Here is a 15,634-nt window from a genome sequence, read left to right on the forward strand (position 1 = left end):
GGCTAGTGGCTAGTGGCTAGCAGTTAGCAGTTAGCAGTTAGCGGTTAGTTCAGCAGCAAACTGTCGTCTGCCAATTCTTCACCACGCACTCTACTGAACATTTCAAGTAAATCAGGCACGCCCATTCCGGCGCGTTCTTCACCTTTTACATCCAATACAATTTTGCCTTGATGCAACATGACGGTGCGATCACCGCAGGCGAGGGCATCTTTCATCGAATGCGTCACCATCAATGCGGTTAAGCCAAACTCCGTGATGACTTTCTTTGTCAGGTCGATAACAAACGCAGCCATGCGAGGATCGAGGGCGGCAGTATGCTCATCAAGAAGCAGTAATTTACTGTCTGAGAGCGTTGCCATGATCAAACTTACCGCTTGGCGTTGACCACCTGAGAGAAGGCCAATGCTGTCACTAAGACGATCTTCTAGGCCTAAACCAAGAATGGAAATACGCTCTTTAAAAATGTCTCTTCGTTTGCTCGACAGCGCCAGGCTCCACCCTCGGCGAGAACCACGGCTAAATGCCAACGCCATGTTTTCTTCAATGGTTAGCGATGCACAGGTGCCTGCCAGCGGGTCTTGAAATACCCTCGCCGCAAGCGCAGCACGCTGGTGGACTTGTTGATGTGTCACATCGATACCGTCAATCACGACACTTCCACCCACCATCGGTGTTTCGCCACTTACTGCGCCAAGCAGGGTAGATTTACCCGCACCGTTGGAGCCAATAATGGTGAGAAACTCGTTCTTAGGCACGGTGAGTGACACACTGCGAAGTGCGCGATTTTCGAGAATGGTGCCTGGGTTGAAGGTAACTTGGATATCTTTTAATTCAATCACTTTGCTACCCCCGCTTCTTTCATTTTCTTGTTTTTTTGGTAGTGCTCACGGGCTTTTGGTGCAATCAACGCGAGTGCAACCAATACGGCCGTGACAAGGTTCAAGTCCGACGCTTTCAAGCCAAACATGCCTGAACTTAGTGCGAATGCGACTGCCAACCTATAAAGCACTGAGCCAAGTATTACTGCGACCACAGCAACCCAGACTTTGCGTCCTGGCAACAGGGTTTGACCCAGTATGACAGCCGCGAGACCAACAACAATGGTCCCCACACCGGAAGTGACATCGGCGAAGCTGTTTGTCTGTGCGAACAGCGCTCCAGAAAAGCCAACAAAGCCATTAGAGAGGGCGAGACCAACATAGGTATAAAATGCTGTGCTTGCGCCTTGTGCGCGCACCATGCGCCCATTGACGCCAGTAGCACGAAGACCAAGGCCAAAATCGCTGCTCAAAAGGCGGATGATGAACCAAGCACTGAGCACAACCAGAATAAACACCACCAGTGGACGGGCATAAACCGGGTCGATGCCCATGTTCTCGAAAGGCGTGAGAATGGTGTCTACGCCCAGCAGAGCAACATTAGGACGGCCCATAATACGAATATTGATAGAGAACGCTGCAATCATGGTCAGGATACTGGCAAGCAAATTCAAGATGCCGCATTTCACGGTTAAAAATGCGGTAATCAGGCCAGTACAGGCACCCGCAAGGATCGCAGCAAAGGTTGAGATCCAAGGGTCAACGCCCATGACAATAAGAGTGGCAGCGACAGCAGCGCCCATTGGGAAGCTGCCGTCTACGGTGAGATCCGGAAAATCGAGAACCCGGAAAGTCAGATATACGCCTAGTGCGACTAGGCCATAAACCAGACCTACTTCCAGAGTGCCAAAGAAGGCAATTGAGGTCATTTACTGCTCCTGACTTACTTTTCTACAGTCGTTGCACGGTCTAGCAGAGAAGCTGGAACGTCGAGACCAAGTTTTTGTGCAGCTTTCAAGTTAATCGCAAGGTCTGAACCAACAGCAACTTTCGCAGGAAGATCGGCAACCGACTTACCTTCAATAAGGGCAGCGACATAGTCAGCTGTTTGAACTCCAATTTGGTAGTAATCGAAACCAAGTGCCGCAACAGCGCCGTTCGGGATATAAGACGTTGCGCCACCGATCACTGGTTTCTTCGCTTGGTTGGCTGCGCCTACAAGTCCATCAATGGCGCTCGCGACGGTGTTATCCGTTGGTGCATAAATCACATCAGATTGTGATGCCACAATTTGTGCTGCGGATTGAACATCAGCGCTTCTCAATGCCGTACCTTCAATCACTTTCAAACCTTCTTTCTCGGCCGCTTCACGCAGCAGCTCGACCAAAGTGACTGCGTTTGACTCGCCTGGGTTGTAAACCACGCCAATCGTTTTCATGCCAGGGACCAGCTCTTTCGCCAGCGCAACGTGTTGAGCCACCGGTGAAAGATCGGAAAGGCCTGTCACGTTTGCACTTGGCTTAGCCATATCCTTAATGAGTTTTGCACCAACCGGATCGGTCACTGCGGTGAAAATAACAGGGATAGATTTGGTCGCAGCAACCAAAGCTTGTGCAGAAGGCGTTGCGATACCTACTAACACATCAGGTTGTTCGCCAACGTATTGACGTGCGATTTGCACGGCAATTGCAGGGTTACCTTGCGCAGTTTGGTAAGAAAACGCCAAGTTTTCCCCATCAACATACCCAAGCTTTGCGAGCCCATCCAACAGGCCTTGGCGGGTAGCATCGAGGGCAGGGTGCTCAACAATTTGAGAAACGGCAACCGTGGCTGTTTTTGCAGAAACGGTAAAAGGGGTGGTAAACAGTGTTGCGGCACAGCACGCTGATACCAAGAATTTTGATAGTTTCATCTTATATCTCCCTGATGAGTGACATATAACAAGTTCGCCACATGGCGTTGTCACGTGTTAATCCATTGTTATATCCAAAAATTGACGGAAAATCAGGAGGTAATGTTGCAGATTAAAACTACCTCTCTGAGCATAAACCAACCTGATTTCTCGCCATGTTCAGTAACTCACTGTATTTAATGGCTAAACTTTATGTCTAGCTTTCTCATGCATATGCATGAAGATCCACCGTAACCTCTAGTGCATTCTTACATACGAGTATATGTCTCTAATATAAGTTACATAATTAGGTTGATATATTGTTAATGTTGAAGCTGTGAGACAACCATTCTTTTTATGAGAAAATTTGAAGTGCGTTTAAGTGCATGACCAATTTTTACACTGTAAATAGAGAGTGGCATAGAATGAACATCCTTTGGTCCGCTACCCACGATTTTTAGGTAGCCATTGAACAATTCCCGCCGCGTATCATTTTTCGATAATAATTTGGACGATCGTTCTCTCATTTACGGAGATGTTTAGGAATAATTTGCGACGGATGATGATGTTTGTGGCTGGGGGCTGAAAAGTGACATTAATCACTCTGCAATCGTCTCTCCCTGCATCTATTATAACGCCGTTATATCTACTCATTCCTTTAGCGCGAGCTCCGTTGCTGTCAAAGACTCGCGATATAATTCAAACACTAATAAGGAATGAAGCGATGCTGATTGCGCTTTTTTGGGAATTCTCACCACCAAACTCTTCATGAGTGCGCAAGGCATCCTAGTCACTAATTTTCCCAAAATTGTTTGCTTTGGAGGCACAAGGATGAAGCTTTTTACTGCGCTAATACTGCTATTTTCTTGCAGTGTTGGTGCGTCTGGTAGTGATGCCAGTACCCATCTCGATTTAACCAGTTCTGCTGTCGGCTATATCGCCCTTTTTATATTCGTTTTAGCCTACACCCTCGTCATGCTCGAAGAGCAATTGCATCTTCGAAAATCAAAACCGGTACTCTTAGCGGCTGGCCTAATTTGGCTGCTGTTGGGCTTTGCCTATTCGGGGGCAGGGCAAATAGATGTGGCCAAATCTGCCATTGAGCATAACTTGCTCGAGTATGCGGAACTGATGTTGTTCCTACTTGTGGCGATGACGTATATCGCCGCAATGGAAGAGCGCAGGCTCTTTGATGCGCTGAAAGCGTGGATCGTCAGTAAAGGCTACGATCTTCGTCAGCTTTTCTGGATCACGGGTATTCTTTCCTTCTTTATCTCACCTATCGCCGACAATCTCACTACCGCGCTGCTTATGTGTACGGTGGTGTTAAAAATTGGCGGTGACAATCCGAAATTCATCAACATTGCCTGTGTAAATATCGTTGTTGCAGCGAATGCGGGCGGGGCATTTAGTCCATTTGGTGATATCACAACGCTGATGGTGTGGCAGGCTGGGATTGTTGAATTTGGGCAGTTTGGCGCCTTGTTTATCCCTTCAGTGGTCAACTACGTCATACCTGCGTTCATCATGTCGCTGTTCATTCCTAAAGAACAACCGAACGTGGTCCAAGAGTTTGTTGAAATGAAACGCGGGGCAAGGCGTATTGTCGTGTTGTTCTTGCTGACGATTCTCACCGCGGTGGGTTTCCACGGTCTGGTTCACTTCCCACCGGTTATCGGCATGATGATGGGCTTGGCCTATTTGCAATTCTTTGGCTTCTTCTTACGCAAAACGCTACCCAATTCGTTAGCACGTAAACGTGCTATTGCCATGGCCGAGAAAGATGAAGCAGCGCTGAAACGCCTTGGCTCTGTTGTGCCATTTGATGTGTTCCGCCGTGTCTCTCATGCAGAGTGGGACACACTTCTGTTCTTCTATGGCGTCGTGATGTGTGTGGGTGGTTTAAGCCTGATCGGGTATCTCTCAATGATATCGAACGTCATGTATCTAGAATGGAACCCGATTTGGGCGAATGTCATTGTTGGCTTGCTATCGGCGGTGGTTGATAACATTCCTGTTATGTTTGCCGTACTTACCATGAGCCCTGACATGTCATTGGGTAACTGGTTGCTTGTCACACTCACCGCAGGGGTAGGTGGTAGCTTGTTGTCATTAGGTTCTGCAGCGGGTGTGGCCTTGATGGGTCAAGCGCGTGGTATGTATACCTTCTTCGGGCACCTTAAATGGGCGCCGGTTATCTTGCTCGGATACGCAGCCTCTATTTTGTGCCATTTGTGGCTAAACGGTGGCGCGTTTTAGACCAAATGCCAGATAACACCGTTCATACCTGATAAATGGCACCTTACGAGGTGCCATTTTCGTATTCTGTTTAAATTTCGTTGAGCAATTGGCTACAGTTTTGCACAATAGCCGCATTCTTGATTCAGTTAACGTATTGGAAACGCAATGATCTCTAAGTGGGCTGTTCGATTCTTTCAAATGGCAGAGCTTGTAGGCTCTTGGAGCAAAGACCCTTCAACGCAAGTGGGCGCAGTGATTACCAAAGGAAACCGCATCGTTTCCGTTGGTTTCAACGGCTACCCGCATGGTATTTCTGACAGCGCAGCGACCGATGATCGCGAAATGAAGCTGCTTAAAACACTACACGCCGAAGAAAACGCCATCTTGTTCGCTAAGCGTGACCTGAGTGATTGCGACATTTGGGTAACGCATTTCCCTTGCCCGAACTGTGCTGCAAAAATCATTCAAACGGGCATTACCCACGTTTACTGCCCAGAGCAAAGCGAAGATTTCTTATCGCGCTGGGGCGAGAAAATTAAGATCAGTGCGGACATGTTTGAGCAATCAGGCGTGAACGTCACTTGGCTACCGTTGTCGGAATTGCCAACAAAAGACTAGCGCGGTGTATAACGGTATCGCTTTTTTAGAGCGATTCCTTATAATCGCGCACCAACCAAAACGGTCAGTAAAAGGTAAATAGCATGGCGAGCACAGCACATGCGCTTCACATTTTGGTGAAGCATCAAGAGCAAGCGCAAGACATCATCAAGCAACTTAACAAAGGTGCGAAGTTCGCAGATCTTGCTCGTAAACACTCTACATGCCCATCAGGTAAAAAGGGCGGGGATTTGGGTGAATTTCGTAAAGGCCAGATGGTGCCACAGTTCGATAAAGTGTGTTTTTCGGGCGAAGTATTAACACCACACCTGGTGAAAACCAAGTTTGGTTGGCACGTGGTGAAAGTGCTTTATCGTACATAGATATTATCGAATCTATTAAGCCCCGACTTCGGGGCTTTTTTGTATCAGTTAACCTACAAATCTGCTTTATAATTTATTTGTTATTTGGATTGAATATTTAAACATAACTCATTGTATATTATGAATAATGAGGGTTTCATGTGGTTGTTATCAATTTCTGGACATTCCAAATGCCAAACGAGTTAGATGCAATTTTAGACAAGCACTGCCAACCTATTAACATTTCGTTTAATTATAAAAGAAACAAAGCGAAAGCAATTCTCTCACTCAAGGGAATACTTGATGGTATCAATGCAGATGCCAAGTTAAATGACATCGAGATTCTTTACCTGCGAGCTTGGAAAGATAATGACGCTTTTAGCTATAGAGATGGTGATTTTGTAGATATACACGCACAGATAGAAGACATCCTCGAAGACAACGTTATAACCAAGTTAGAACTTGAAGATATGCAGGCTATGCTTCAGGACATTCTAGACTACGGTGATCTTGAAGATGGAGGGTATGAGTCTACCGTTAATCATTTACTTGGCTTTCTTAGCGGTATTAGTGTTGATGAAAGGCTAAACGACCGTGAAATTCGCTCATTAGCGAAGTTGTTACGAAGTGATATGAATTTATCCAGCACTTGGCCAGCGAATGCAATTAAGCATCGGGTTGACGAGGTACTCGCTGACGGTCAAGTCGATGAGTCGGAGCGAACTGAGCTACTTAGTCTCATAAAGTCTATATCTGGTCAGTCTTTAATGGATACTGGCCTTGCATATGGAATGTCTGCTGATTTCTCTACAACTCAAGATGGCCGTCTTTGCTTGCAGGGAAAAAGTGTCTGTTTTACCGGAAAGTTTCTTAGTGGTTCTAGAGCCACACAGCAGAGAAAAGCTTTAGAGCTCGGTGGGGAAATTAAAAGTAATGTAGCAAAGAATCTGGATATATTAGTTCTAGGTTCCGTGGCTAGTAGAGACTGGAGATTTTCGAGTTACGGTCGGAAAATTGAATTGGCGTTGGGAAATAGGTTGGCTGGCGCTAGAACTGAAATCATCAACGAAGAGACGTGGAATTCGTTAACTGATTGTACATGAAAAAAAGAGGTGACAACGTCACCTCTTTTTTTATTCGTTTTAGCGAAGGCTTACTTTTGGAAGATTTCGCGGAATTCACGCTTCATTGTTGGCTTCATGCGTGCTTGCTTTAATTGCTTAGCAAGGTCTTTTACGCAGTTGAACAGAAGCTTATCAAGCAAGGTTGCTTTGTAGTCGTCTGCTTGTTCTTGCGTCATGTCGTCGAACTTAAGATCTTGACACTCTTGCAGGAAATCAATGCCCGCGTAGCTTTGGCTTAGGCTCACTAGCGCGTGGAATTGTTCAAAGTTGTCCAGAATGTTCTGTGCGCTTGCTGGAAGTGCATCCCATGCTTCACGAACAACGTCTTCAGCCGCTTCATGCACTGACGCCAGCATAGTGTATAGCTCTGCTGGTACTTGTTCGTATTTGATCACTTGTTGCAGTTCAGCTGAAAGGTTTTCCAGTTTTACTGTCTCTACGGCTTCGTTTGCTTGTTCAGACATTTCTTTATTCCTGATAACGCTCATCAGCAGGCATCGTATATCGCACTTGGATGAAGTCAAGCATTGAGCCGTTTCATCCCGATTAACTGATGATAATTAAAGCGGTTGTGAGTAAATTTTGTGGCAAAGGCTCAAGCAGACGCTTGCTTAGAATCGGACGAAGGCGATGTTGCTTTTGGCGCGTCTTCGTTCACCACTGACAGCGAAGGCTCGTCTTTTTGTGTGTTTTCACCCAATAGGCAGCCACCTTTCGCAATGGTGAGCTGTTCACTTTGGATTTGGCCTTTCATTTTACCTTCGCTCAGGATATTCACTTCGCGTGCAACGATGCTGCCTTCAACCAGACCGTTGATGGTAACGTGTTCAGCGTGAATATCACCCTTGAAGTGGCCAGTTGAAGAGATGACAACATTGCGGGCATTGAGAATTGCACCTTCGCCTTTTCCATCGAACTGAATATCACCGTCCAAATCGAACTCACCGACAACGCGGCATTGTTTTGCAATCAGTGACATTGATGGTTTTGACGCAGTGTTTTTACCAAACAGTCCCATTTCTCTCTCCTTTCTTCCAACCCAAAACGCGTGATTGGAGATGGTTATTTCATACAAAAATCAGAATACAGGTCATTTTATCTGAAATTGCAAAAGAGGCGTGACTTTATTTTTTATGCATCCAAGTGAATTCACAACAGTGCGACACTTCTGCCGCTTGATGTCTTAAATTCCTCTAAACATGGCGATAATTCCGTCAGTCGTGTCTTACTTTTTACGAATATGCGAGGCTTCATATTGCTGTCATGGGTTTTGATTGCTATAACCGCGAGTTATAAGGAAACTCCTGAATAGGGCGATATCATGGCGATTGAACTTACTCCGTACGAAGCACGCGTTATTGGTTGTCTGCTTGAGAAAGAAGTGACGACCCCTGAACAATATCCTTTGACCCTGAATGGCCTAACCACTGCAGTGAATCAGAAGAGTAACCGCGATCCGGTTTACTCACTGACGGAAGCAGAAGTGCTCGATACCGTTGAGCAGCTCAAAGCAAAACGATTGATTAGCGATCTTGAAGGGTTCGGTAGTCGTGTGACGAAATATCAGCACCGCTTTTGCAATACAGAGTTTGGTTCTCTCCAGTTTTCCGACCAACAACGCGGCATGGTTTGCGTGCTGTTGCTGCGCGGTCCACAAACACCGGGCGAATTAAGAACACGCACAAACCGCTTGTGTGAATTCATAGACGTGAAAGAAGTGGAAAGTGTGCTGGCTGTAATGCAAGAAAAAGCGTATGTTGCCGCATTGCCGCGAGAGCCAGGTAAACGTGAAAGTCGCTATACCCATCTATTTGGGACGGAAACGCCTGAAACAGCAAGCCCTGTGGCGTTCGTTGAAAGCACACCTACTTCAGCGCCATCTTCTGATCTAGCTGCGCGTGTAGAGTCGCTAGAACGTGAAGTGGAAGAATTGAAAGAGTTAGTGAACTCACTCCTTTCTTAACGTATTGCTCAATTCAGATAGGCTGAACGTATAAGCCTGAAGCCGACCATAACGAGCCGACGACAGGCAGACAATGACAACTCAGCCCCAATCCGACGAACATAAAGAGGCGCTTTCTGCGCCTCTTTGGCATGTGTATCTCATCAGAACCAAAAACAACGCATTGTACTGTGGTGTAACGACAGATGTTGCGCGGCGTTTTGATGAGCACCAGAAAAACGGCACAAAAACTGCAAAGTATTTACGAGGAAAACAGCCATTGACGTTGGCTTGGTCCTACGAAGTAGGGGATAAGCGGCTTGCAATGTCACTTGAGTGGAAAATTAAACGCTTGAGTAAGCGAGAGAAAGAACGTCTTTGTACTGAAAATGGCCTGATTCAGGTCTTAATAAACGACAGCATTTAATTAGGAAATACCATGGCACTTAAAGCAACGGTGTATAAAGCATCCATCAATGTGGCCGATATGACCCGTCAGGTTTATATCGATCATACGGTGACGCTTGCACAGCACCCATCTGAAACAGAACAACGTCTTATGCTGAGATTACTCGCATGGACCCTGTATGCTGATGAACGTTTGCAGTTTACCAAGGGCCTTTGTGACGAGTCTGAGCCAGAGTTGTGGATCAAAAACTACAGTGATGAAATTGAACTTTGGGTTGAACTAGGTTTGCCGGATGACAAGCGCATCAAGAAAGCCTGCACACAGTCAAAACACGTCGTTCTTTTCACCTATGGCGATAATGCCGCAGCGGCATGGAAAGCCTCGTTGCTAAACAAACTCCATCCTTACAAGAACCTAACCGTGATTAACGTGATGGATGAAGTACTTAATGCAGCGGCGGCAGCATCTAGCCGCAACATGAGCATTCAAGCAACGATCGAAGACGGACAAGTTTGGTTCTCTATCGGGGAAATGGTGATTTCTATCCAGCCTGATATGTGGAAAACCGGCGAAGCTAAGTAGCCAAATAGACAAGTAGCGAATCGCATTGCATATTGCAGTTTGCTACTCGTTAACCAATATGCGTTTAACTAGATGCCGGGAATAGACGCCCGGCTCTTTGTTTTTTGAGCAGCACCATCAGTTCTTCCGCAGGCATTGGGGTGTAGTAATAATGGCCCTGTGCAAAGTTACAGCCGATATTTCTGAGCAGTTCTTGCTGATCTAACGTTTCCACGCCTTCCGCAACCACTTTCAATTGCAGCAAGTTCGCCATGCTGACGACCGCCTGACAAATCACTAAGTCATCTTTTGATTGCGGTAAATCCTTAATGAAGCCTCGGTCAATTTTCACTGTGTTTACAGGGAAGTGCTTGAGATAGGCGAGGGATGAATATCCAGTGCCGAAGTCATCAATTGCCAAGCTAATACCAGACGTTGTTAAGCGATTAAGAATGTGTTGGTTGCGCTCTAGGTTTTCGATAAAGACCTGCTCCGTCAATTCTATCTGAACGCGAGAAGGGGGAATATCGTAGCGAGTGACGGAGCGAATCACGTAATCTGCCAAATACCCATCTTGAAATTCATGACCTGACACATTGATAGCAATGCATTTTGGCGCACAGCGTTCATCCAGCATATGCGAAAATTGCTTGAGTGCCGTGTCGACAACCCAGTGGCCTAAACGCTGCATCAGCCCGGTTTCTTCCGCGGTTTGTATGATGATGTCGGGGCTGATCATCGTGCCATTGTCAGATTCCCAGCGCACCAGTGCTTCCACGCCAACAATTTGGCGAGTTCGCAGGTCAACTTGCGGCTGAAAATGCAATTTGAGTTCATCGTTGTTAATGGCATTTCGAATGGCGCGCTCGAGTTCTTTTTTGCGCGTCAGTTGTTCTTGCATGGTCTGGTTGTAGGCAACCACTTTTCGGCTGCCAAGTGCTTTGGCTTTATGCGCTGCCGTGTCTGCGTGTCGCAGCAGTTCTTCTGCTTGTAAATCGTTGTTATAACGGTAAGCGATGCCAATCGCACAGGTCGTTAGAATGTCGTTATCTTCAATGTAGAATTCTTCTTCGAGGCAAATCTTGAGGTTATTTGCCTGCATTTCTGCTTCAAGCTGTGACATGCCTGCACAGGCCACCATGAATTGATCATTGCTCACACGTGCCAGAATTGCATGGGGCGGGAGGACGGTTTTAAAGCGTTTCGCTGCTTCCATCAAGAGTTGATCTGCCACGATGTGGCCGTACATATCGTTGATTTCTTGTAGTTTATCAAGCGCTACGCACAGTAGAACAATGTCTTGGTCCGAACGGATAGATCGCTCTAAGTAGGTTTCCATTGCAAAACGGTTGGGCAAATGGGTTTGCGGGTCATGATTTGCGGTGAACTGCAGTTGCGATTCCATTTCTCTGCGTTGCAGGATCTCTTCCTTTAGCATCGATACGGTGTCAGATTCTGCGCGTCGACCAATGATATTCACTTCCAATAGATATAAAGAAATACCCACCAGAACGGTTACCACAATGCCTGCGATGAAAATCAGCATAGGCAATGAGAAATAAGACATATCGAAATTGGATTGTTGCCATACCGTCATTTGCCATACATCACCCAGCGCAATGACTTCGACCATGGTGGACAGCGCAACAAAAGCGTCGGGTAGTCCACCGAAGAAAGGCACTGTGCCAGCGCTTAACACTAAGGTTTGGTTACCCGTAAGAAATTGGGTTGCGATGGCTTCTACCATTTTTTTGATGTTATAGCTTGCCCCCAAATACCCCACAACCTTTCCTTCAATGATCACGGGGTGGAGCATTTCAATGGATAGATCGCCGTTGCTGTGTCTGATCACACCCGATGTGGACAGCTTTGACAAAACGGGCATGTTGTTAAGGCCGACGGGGGGTGAAATTTTCCAATCTGCTTTCAAATGATTTGGGCTGAATGCCCCTGGTGTTGTCCACTGAAGTTTATGCTCTAGGTTTAGCCAATACAGTCCCGAGAAAAAAGGAAAAGTACGGGTGACATCTTGTGTCGCTACGCGCCAAGATTTCCCGTCTATCACGCCTTCCGCTTCGAAACTGCTGGCAAGCCACACAAGAAAGTAGGCTTCTTTCTGAAGGTTGACTTCAATAGCTCGCTGAACGCGGTTTACTTCTACGTTGAGCATTTTCCCCTGTAAATCTACCTGACGAGATTGCGCGCTTTTATACAAAGTGAAGGTCGAGATCAGGATGAGCATACAAATGACAGAAATTGCGACCATCGAGGTAAACCGAGGACCGTTAGGATTCTGATAGTCGGGTGTGTCTTCTTTTGGTGTGCTTAACAAAGAGGGCAGCCTTAATTGTGAGTCACTTGTCTCTGTATCAAGTCTATGACAAATATGGTAAAGCGCAATGTGAGGTGTAGCCAAAAAAGTCTTAAAAATGGGACGCTTGGAGGGAGAACGTATTGAGGATCTGTGGGTCGAAGTTAACGTGTAAACGTTGGATTTCTATCTTTAATCTCTTTTGACAGTAAAATGACCGTAAGGCAATGAAAATGAATAAATATACATCGATAATGCGTAGAGCGATTAATGTGTCTACGTGGAAAATCAGTTGCATAGCACCCAGGCACGTTATTTTCTGGGTTAAAGAGAGAGGAGGGATTTTTAGAGAACGCTAGTGAATGCATGGAAATTGGCATACCGAATGGGTGATTGTATCAGCTACGAGGCATGTTACTGATATATAGATAGGTTGGTAATCATCAGATTGAAAAAAAATTCACTTAAGTCTCGTTTTTTTTCAAAGCTTAGGCTTGCACTTGTCCTATTCTTATAGCTATCTGTTGGGAAAACTGTGGGAGCCTAAGTGGATTGGCTCAAGAAACACCTTAAAGCACTAATTATTCTTGTTGTTGCTGTACTAGTTGCTTATTTTTCTCAAGTACCTGTGTCTGATTGGCTGGTAAAGAAAAAAATTAGAGAAGACGTCGCTGTCCTTTCTCAATTATATACCGGCTTATATCGACAAGGGTTTGAACAAATGAGGGGCCTGTCAGAGCAATTGTCGTTCGTCTGTGATGATGGCGACATTGAGCTTATGAGTCAGGCAAAAGCGCGCAATATCTTCGTTGAATATGTCGATTTGCATCTTAAAAACGGAAAGTCATGCTCAATTTATAACAATGATCATGCTGGCAGACCGTTAATGGTATTTGCAGATCACGATCAACTCAAATTCGGTAATGTCTCGCTCATTCTGAGTGGTAATCAATTTGAAGAAATGCGATTCAGCAGCCAAGATGGCATGCTGCGTTTTGCATTTCAACAACCTAGGAACTTCCTCACAAACTGCAATAATTGCTTGTTCATGACGGTAGACGTCAGTGGGCGCGACGTACAACTGTATGAGCGCACTGAAGAGCCCTATAAAGAAGCCTTTAATGGCACGCTAGATAATGGTATGGGCGTGAAGCTTTACATCAACCAGCGCGGTGTTGAATTCTTAGTGGGGGATTTGGTTGATCTCTTTTCTATTCTCGTGGTTTTGTTTGGTGTACTTCTCGCTGTCGGTGTGGAATTAAACACGTCGGATCGTAAAGGGCTGAGTGGTCTGCTGAATGAGGCCATAGAGTCAAACGCGCTTGTTCCTTTTTATCAGCCGATAGTGATGCCTGAAGGCGACAAATATAAAGTCGTTGGCGCAGAGGTGTTGGTGCGTTGGCTGGCGGACAGTGGAGAGTTTATTCCACCGGATTCGTTTATTCCCATTGCAGAACAAAACGGTGCGATAGATAAAATCACGGATCAGCTTATTGATAATGTGCTGGCAGACATTATGACGGTGTCCTTGCCAAAAGACTTCTTTGTCAGTGTCAATGTCTCGCCAAGCTACCTAGAAAAGTGGGATACCGCTGAAAAACTGTTAAACAAAATCGAATGCGCGGGGCTTGACCCTCATGTGTTGTCTCTAGAAATTACGGAACGCACCAAGTTCAGTGATTTGAAAAAGGCTGCCATTTGCATTGAGGCGTTAACGGCCAAGGGTATTTCGATCAAACTGGATGATTGCGGCACGGGTTATGGGGCGTTCTCTTATCTCCATACGTTAAACATTGATACGATTAAGATCGACCGCATGTTTGTCACGGGCATTGGCCTTACAGAGTTTAAGAATAACATTCTAGGATCAATCTTAGCGTTTGCGAGAGAGTCTAATCTGCATGTCGTTGCGGAAGGGATAGAGACCAAAGCGCAGGCGGTACACCTGATAAATAACGGTGTTGAAATGCTTCAAGGCTCTTACTTTGCTGATCCCATCCCGTTCGATGCGTTCAAGCAATTCGTGTTGAGCCAAGATATTTCTGAGAACAACGAGCTCGCCATTTAGCAAATACTCGATCTATACCCAAACGCCGTGGCTGTCGTTTGGGTATATTTACGTCCTGATTTCCGCGTATGCCGTACTCTTCCTCGAAAACACAGTCGTCAATGCCCCTCTAATTTGATACATTTATCAATAAGATCAATTTGTTAACTGGATGTTATTCCCGAATATTACGTCTAGAATTGAAATATGTTCGGTCGAAAATCGTTCAACTAGGAATGCGCGAATAAACTCTTTGTGGTTTTACGACTCAAAGAGCGAATGACACAAAATATTAAGGATGTGTGGATGTTTAAGTCTTTCTTTCTGGATAAGCGATGGTTTCTTTGGTCCATCCTCGGTAGTGCGCTTATCTTGTACGTGACTTGGTACAAAGTAGAACTGGATGTAGAAATTAATGAATGGTTTGGTTCTTTTTATAACTTGATTCAACAGGCGCTTGCGACGCCAAACTCAGTCACGTTCGAAGAATATCTCGCGTCGTGTTTGACCTTCCTGAAAATCGCGACAATTTATATCACCGTTGCCGTCGTTCTCGACTTTTTCATTCGTCACTATGTGTTCCGCTGGCGTACCGCGATGAATGATTACTACACCTCTCATTGGAGCAAAATTCGTCATATAGAAGGTGCGTCTCAGCGTGTTCAAGAAGACACGATGCGTTTCGCTGGCATTGTCGAAACCTTGGGTGTGGCCTTTATGCGCTCATTGATGACGCTGGTGGCCTTCTTACCAATACTTTGGGAACTCAGTAAGAATGTGACTGAATTGCCTTGGATTGGTCCGGTAGAGCACTCCCTTGTCTACATCGCGATCATTTCAGCGTTGTTCGGTACGGTGTTGCTGGCCATTGTGGGTATTAAACTGCCAGGGCTTGAGTTTAAGAATCAAAAAGTTGAAGCGGCTTATCGCAAAGAGTTGGTTTACGGGGAAGATTATGAAGATCGCGCTCAGCCTGAAACACTGAAAGAGCTTTTTGCGAATGTCCGTAAAAACTACTTCAACCTGTATAAACACTATTTATACTTCGACATCGCAAAATGGTCCTATCTACAGGGCACCGTGATCGTTCCTTATATTGCACTCGGCCCGACCATCATTTCGGGTGTGATAACGCTGGGTGTGCTTCAGCAAATCGTTCGCGCCTTTGGCAAAGTCGAAGAGTCGTTCCAATTCTTGGTGAACTCTTGGAAAACAATTGTTGAGTTAATGTCTATTCACAAACGCTTGAAAGCCTTTGAGCAAGAAATTGATCTTGCTATAGAAGCCGAGAAATCCGCCACTATTGACTAATAACACATTAAAAATTAATA

At 45.7% G+C, this 15,634-nt stretch carries 15 protein-coding genes; 9 read left to right on the top strand and 6 right to left on the bottom strand.

Annotated elements, in window-relative coordinates; genetic code table 11:
- Positions 1 to 44: 44 nt before the first annotated feature.
- From BCT27_RS23455 to BCT27_RS23465, 3 genes are read right to left on the bottom strand one after another with little or no spacing between them, the layout of a single operon-like run.
- Positions 45 to 839: an ABC transporter ATP-binding protein gene (locus BCT27_RS23455; protein ID WP_017011110.1), complete on the bottom strand. Its 795-nt coding sequence runs from the start codon at positions 837 to 839 to the stop codon at positions 45 to 47.
- Positions 836 to 1,747, bottom strand: coding sequence for an ABC transporter permease (locus BCT27_RS23460; RefSeq protein ID WP_017011109.1), 912 nt, complete (start codon positions 1,745 to 1,747; stop codon positions 836 to 838). The genes BCT27_RS23455 and BCT27_RS23460 overlap by 4 nt, the downstream gene beginning before the upstream one ends.
- 14 nt (positions 1,748 to 1,761) lie before the next feature.
- Positions 1,762 to 2,730, bottom strand: coding sequence for an ABC transporter substrate binding protein (locus BCT27_RS23465; protein ID WP_102396955.1), 969 nt, complete (start codon positions 2,728 to 2,730; stop codon positions 1,762 to 1,764).
- 810 nt (positions 2,731 to 3,540) lie between these two features.
- On the opposite strand from BCT27_RS23465, the gene nhaD reads away from it, so the two are divergent.
- The 4 genes from nhaD to BCT27_RS23485 all read left to right on the top strand — a co-directional run bounded on the left by nhaD (position 3,541) and on the right by BCT27_RS23485 (position 7,012).
- A complete protein-coding gene (nhaD, locus tag BCT27_RS23470) occupies positions 3,541 to 4,968 on the top strand; it encodes a sodium:proton antiporter NhaD (protein WP_102317904.1) in 1,428 nt (475 codons plus the stop codon).
- A gap of 147 nt (positions 4,969 to 5,115) precedes the next feature.
- Entirely contained in the window at positions 5,116 to 5,568 is a 453-nt protein-coding gene (locus BCT27_RS23475) for a dCMP deaminase family protein (RefSeq protein ID WP_017011106.1), read from the top strand.
- Between the two features lie 83 nt (positions 5,569 to 5,651).
- Complete coding sequence (gene ppiC / locus BCT27_RS23480; protein WP_017015542.1) at positions 5,652 to 5,930, top strand: peptidylprolyl isomerase PpiC; 279 nt, start codon at positions 5,652 to 5,654, stop codon at positions 5,928 to 5,930.
- Between the two features lie 170 nt (positions 5,931 to 6,100).
- Positions 6,101 to 7,012 carry a BRCT domain-containing protein gene (locus BCT27_RS23485; RefSeq protein ID WP_102397028.1) on the top strand — a complete coding sequence of 304 codons (912 nt, stop codon included), beginning with the start codon at positions 6,101 to 6,103 and terminating at the stop codon, positions 7,010 to 7,012.
- A gap of 50 nt (positions 7,013 to 7,062) precedes the next feature.
- On the opposite strand, the gene BCT27_RS23490 is transcribed toward BCT27_RS23485, so the two are convergent.
- Together BCT27_RS23490 and BCT27_RS23495 are read right to left on the bottom strand one after the other, a co-directional pair.
- Positions 7,063 to 7,497 (bottom strand): DUF3069 domain-containing protein, encoded by a 435-nt coding sequence (locus BCT27_RS23490; RefSeq protein WP_102317902.1) that lies wholly within the window; start codon positions 7,495 to 7,497, stop codon positions 7,063 to 7,065.
- A gap of 131 nt (positions 7,498 to 7,628) precedes the next feature.
- Positions 7,629 to 8,051, bottom strand: a complete 423-nt coding sequence (locus tag BCT27_RS23495) for a bactofilin family protein (protein WP_017011103.1) — start codon at positions 8,049 to 8,051, stop codon at positions 7,629 to 7,631.
- Positions 8,052 to 8,354: 303 nt separating this feature from the next.
- On the opposite strand from BCT27_RS23495, the gene BCT27_RS23500 reads away from it, so the two are divergent.
- The 3 genes from BCT27_RS23500 (at position 8,355) to BCT27_RS23510 (ending at position 9,966) form a co-directional block, all read left to right on the top strand.
- A complete protein-coding gene (locus BCT27_RS23500) occupies positions 8,355 to 8,996 on the top strand; it encodes a YceH family protein (protein ID WP_102389909.1) in 642 nt (213 codons plus the stop codon).
- 73 nt (positions 8,997 to 9,069) lie between these two features.
- A complete protein-coding gene (locus BCT27_RS23505; protein ID WP_017011101.1) occupies positions 9,070 to 9,402 on the top strand; it encodes a GIY-YIG nuclease family protein in 333 nt (110 codons plus the stop codon).
- A gap of 12 nt (positions 9,403 to 9,414) precedes the next feature.
- A complete protein-coding gene (locus BCT27_RS23510) occupies positions 9,415 to 9,966 on the top strand; it encodes a YaeQ family protein (RefSeq protein ID WP_102317898.1) in 552 nt (183 codons plus the stop codon).
- Between the two features lie 64 nt (positions 9,967 to 10,030).
- Here BCT27_RS23510 and BCT27_RS23515 read toward each other — a convergent pair whose 3' ends face one another.
- The gene (locus tag BCT27_RS23515; RefSeq protein ID WP_102396956.1) at positions 10,031 to 12,211 is read right to left on the bottom strand and encodes a putative bifunctional diguanylate cyclase/phosphodiesterase; all 2,181 of its coding nucleotides are present in this window, start codon (positions 12,209 to 12,211) and stop codon (positions 10,031 to 10,033) included.
- A 592-nt stretch (positions 12,212 to 12,803) separates the two neighbouring features.
- Here BCT27_RS23515 and BCT27_RS23520 point away from each other — a divergent pair.
- A complete protein-coding gene (locus BCT27_RS23520; protein ID WP_102317896.1) occupies positions 12,804 to 14,324 on the top strand; it encodes an EAL domain-containing protein in 1,521 nt (506 codons plus the stop codon).
- A gap of 285 nt (positions 14,325 to 14,609) precedes the next feature.
- Complete coding sequence (gene sbmA / locus BCT27_RS23525; RefSeq protein WP_102396957.1) at positions 14,610 to 15,614, top strand: peptide antibiotic transporter SbmA; 1,005 nt, start codon at positions 14,610 to 14,612, stop codon at positions 15,612 to 15,614.
- Positions 15,615 to 15,634: the final 20 nt, after the last annotated feature.

Source organism: Enterovibrio norvegicus, assembly GCF_002876705.1.
GTDB lineage: Bacteria > Pseudomonadota > Gammaproteobacteria > Enterobacterales > Vibrionaceae > Enterovibrio > Enterovibrio norvegicus_B.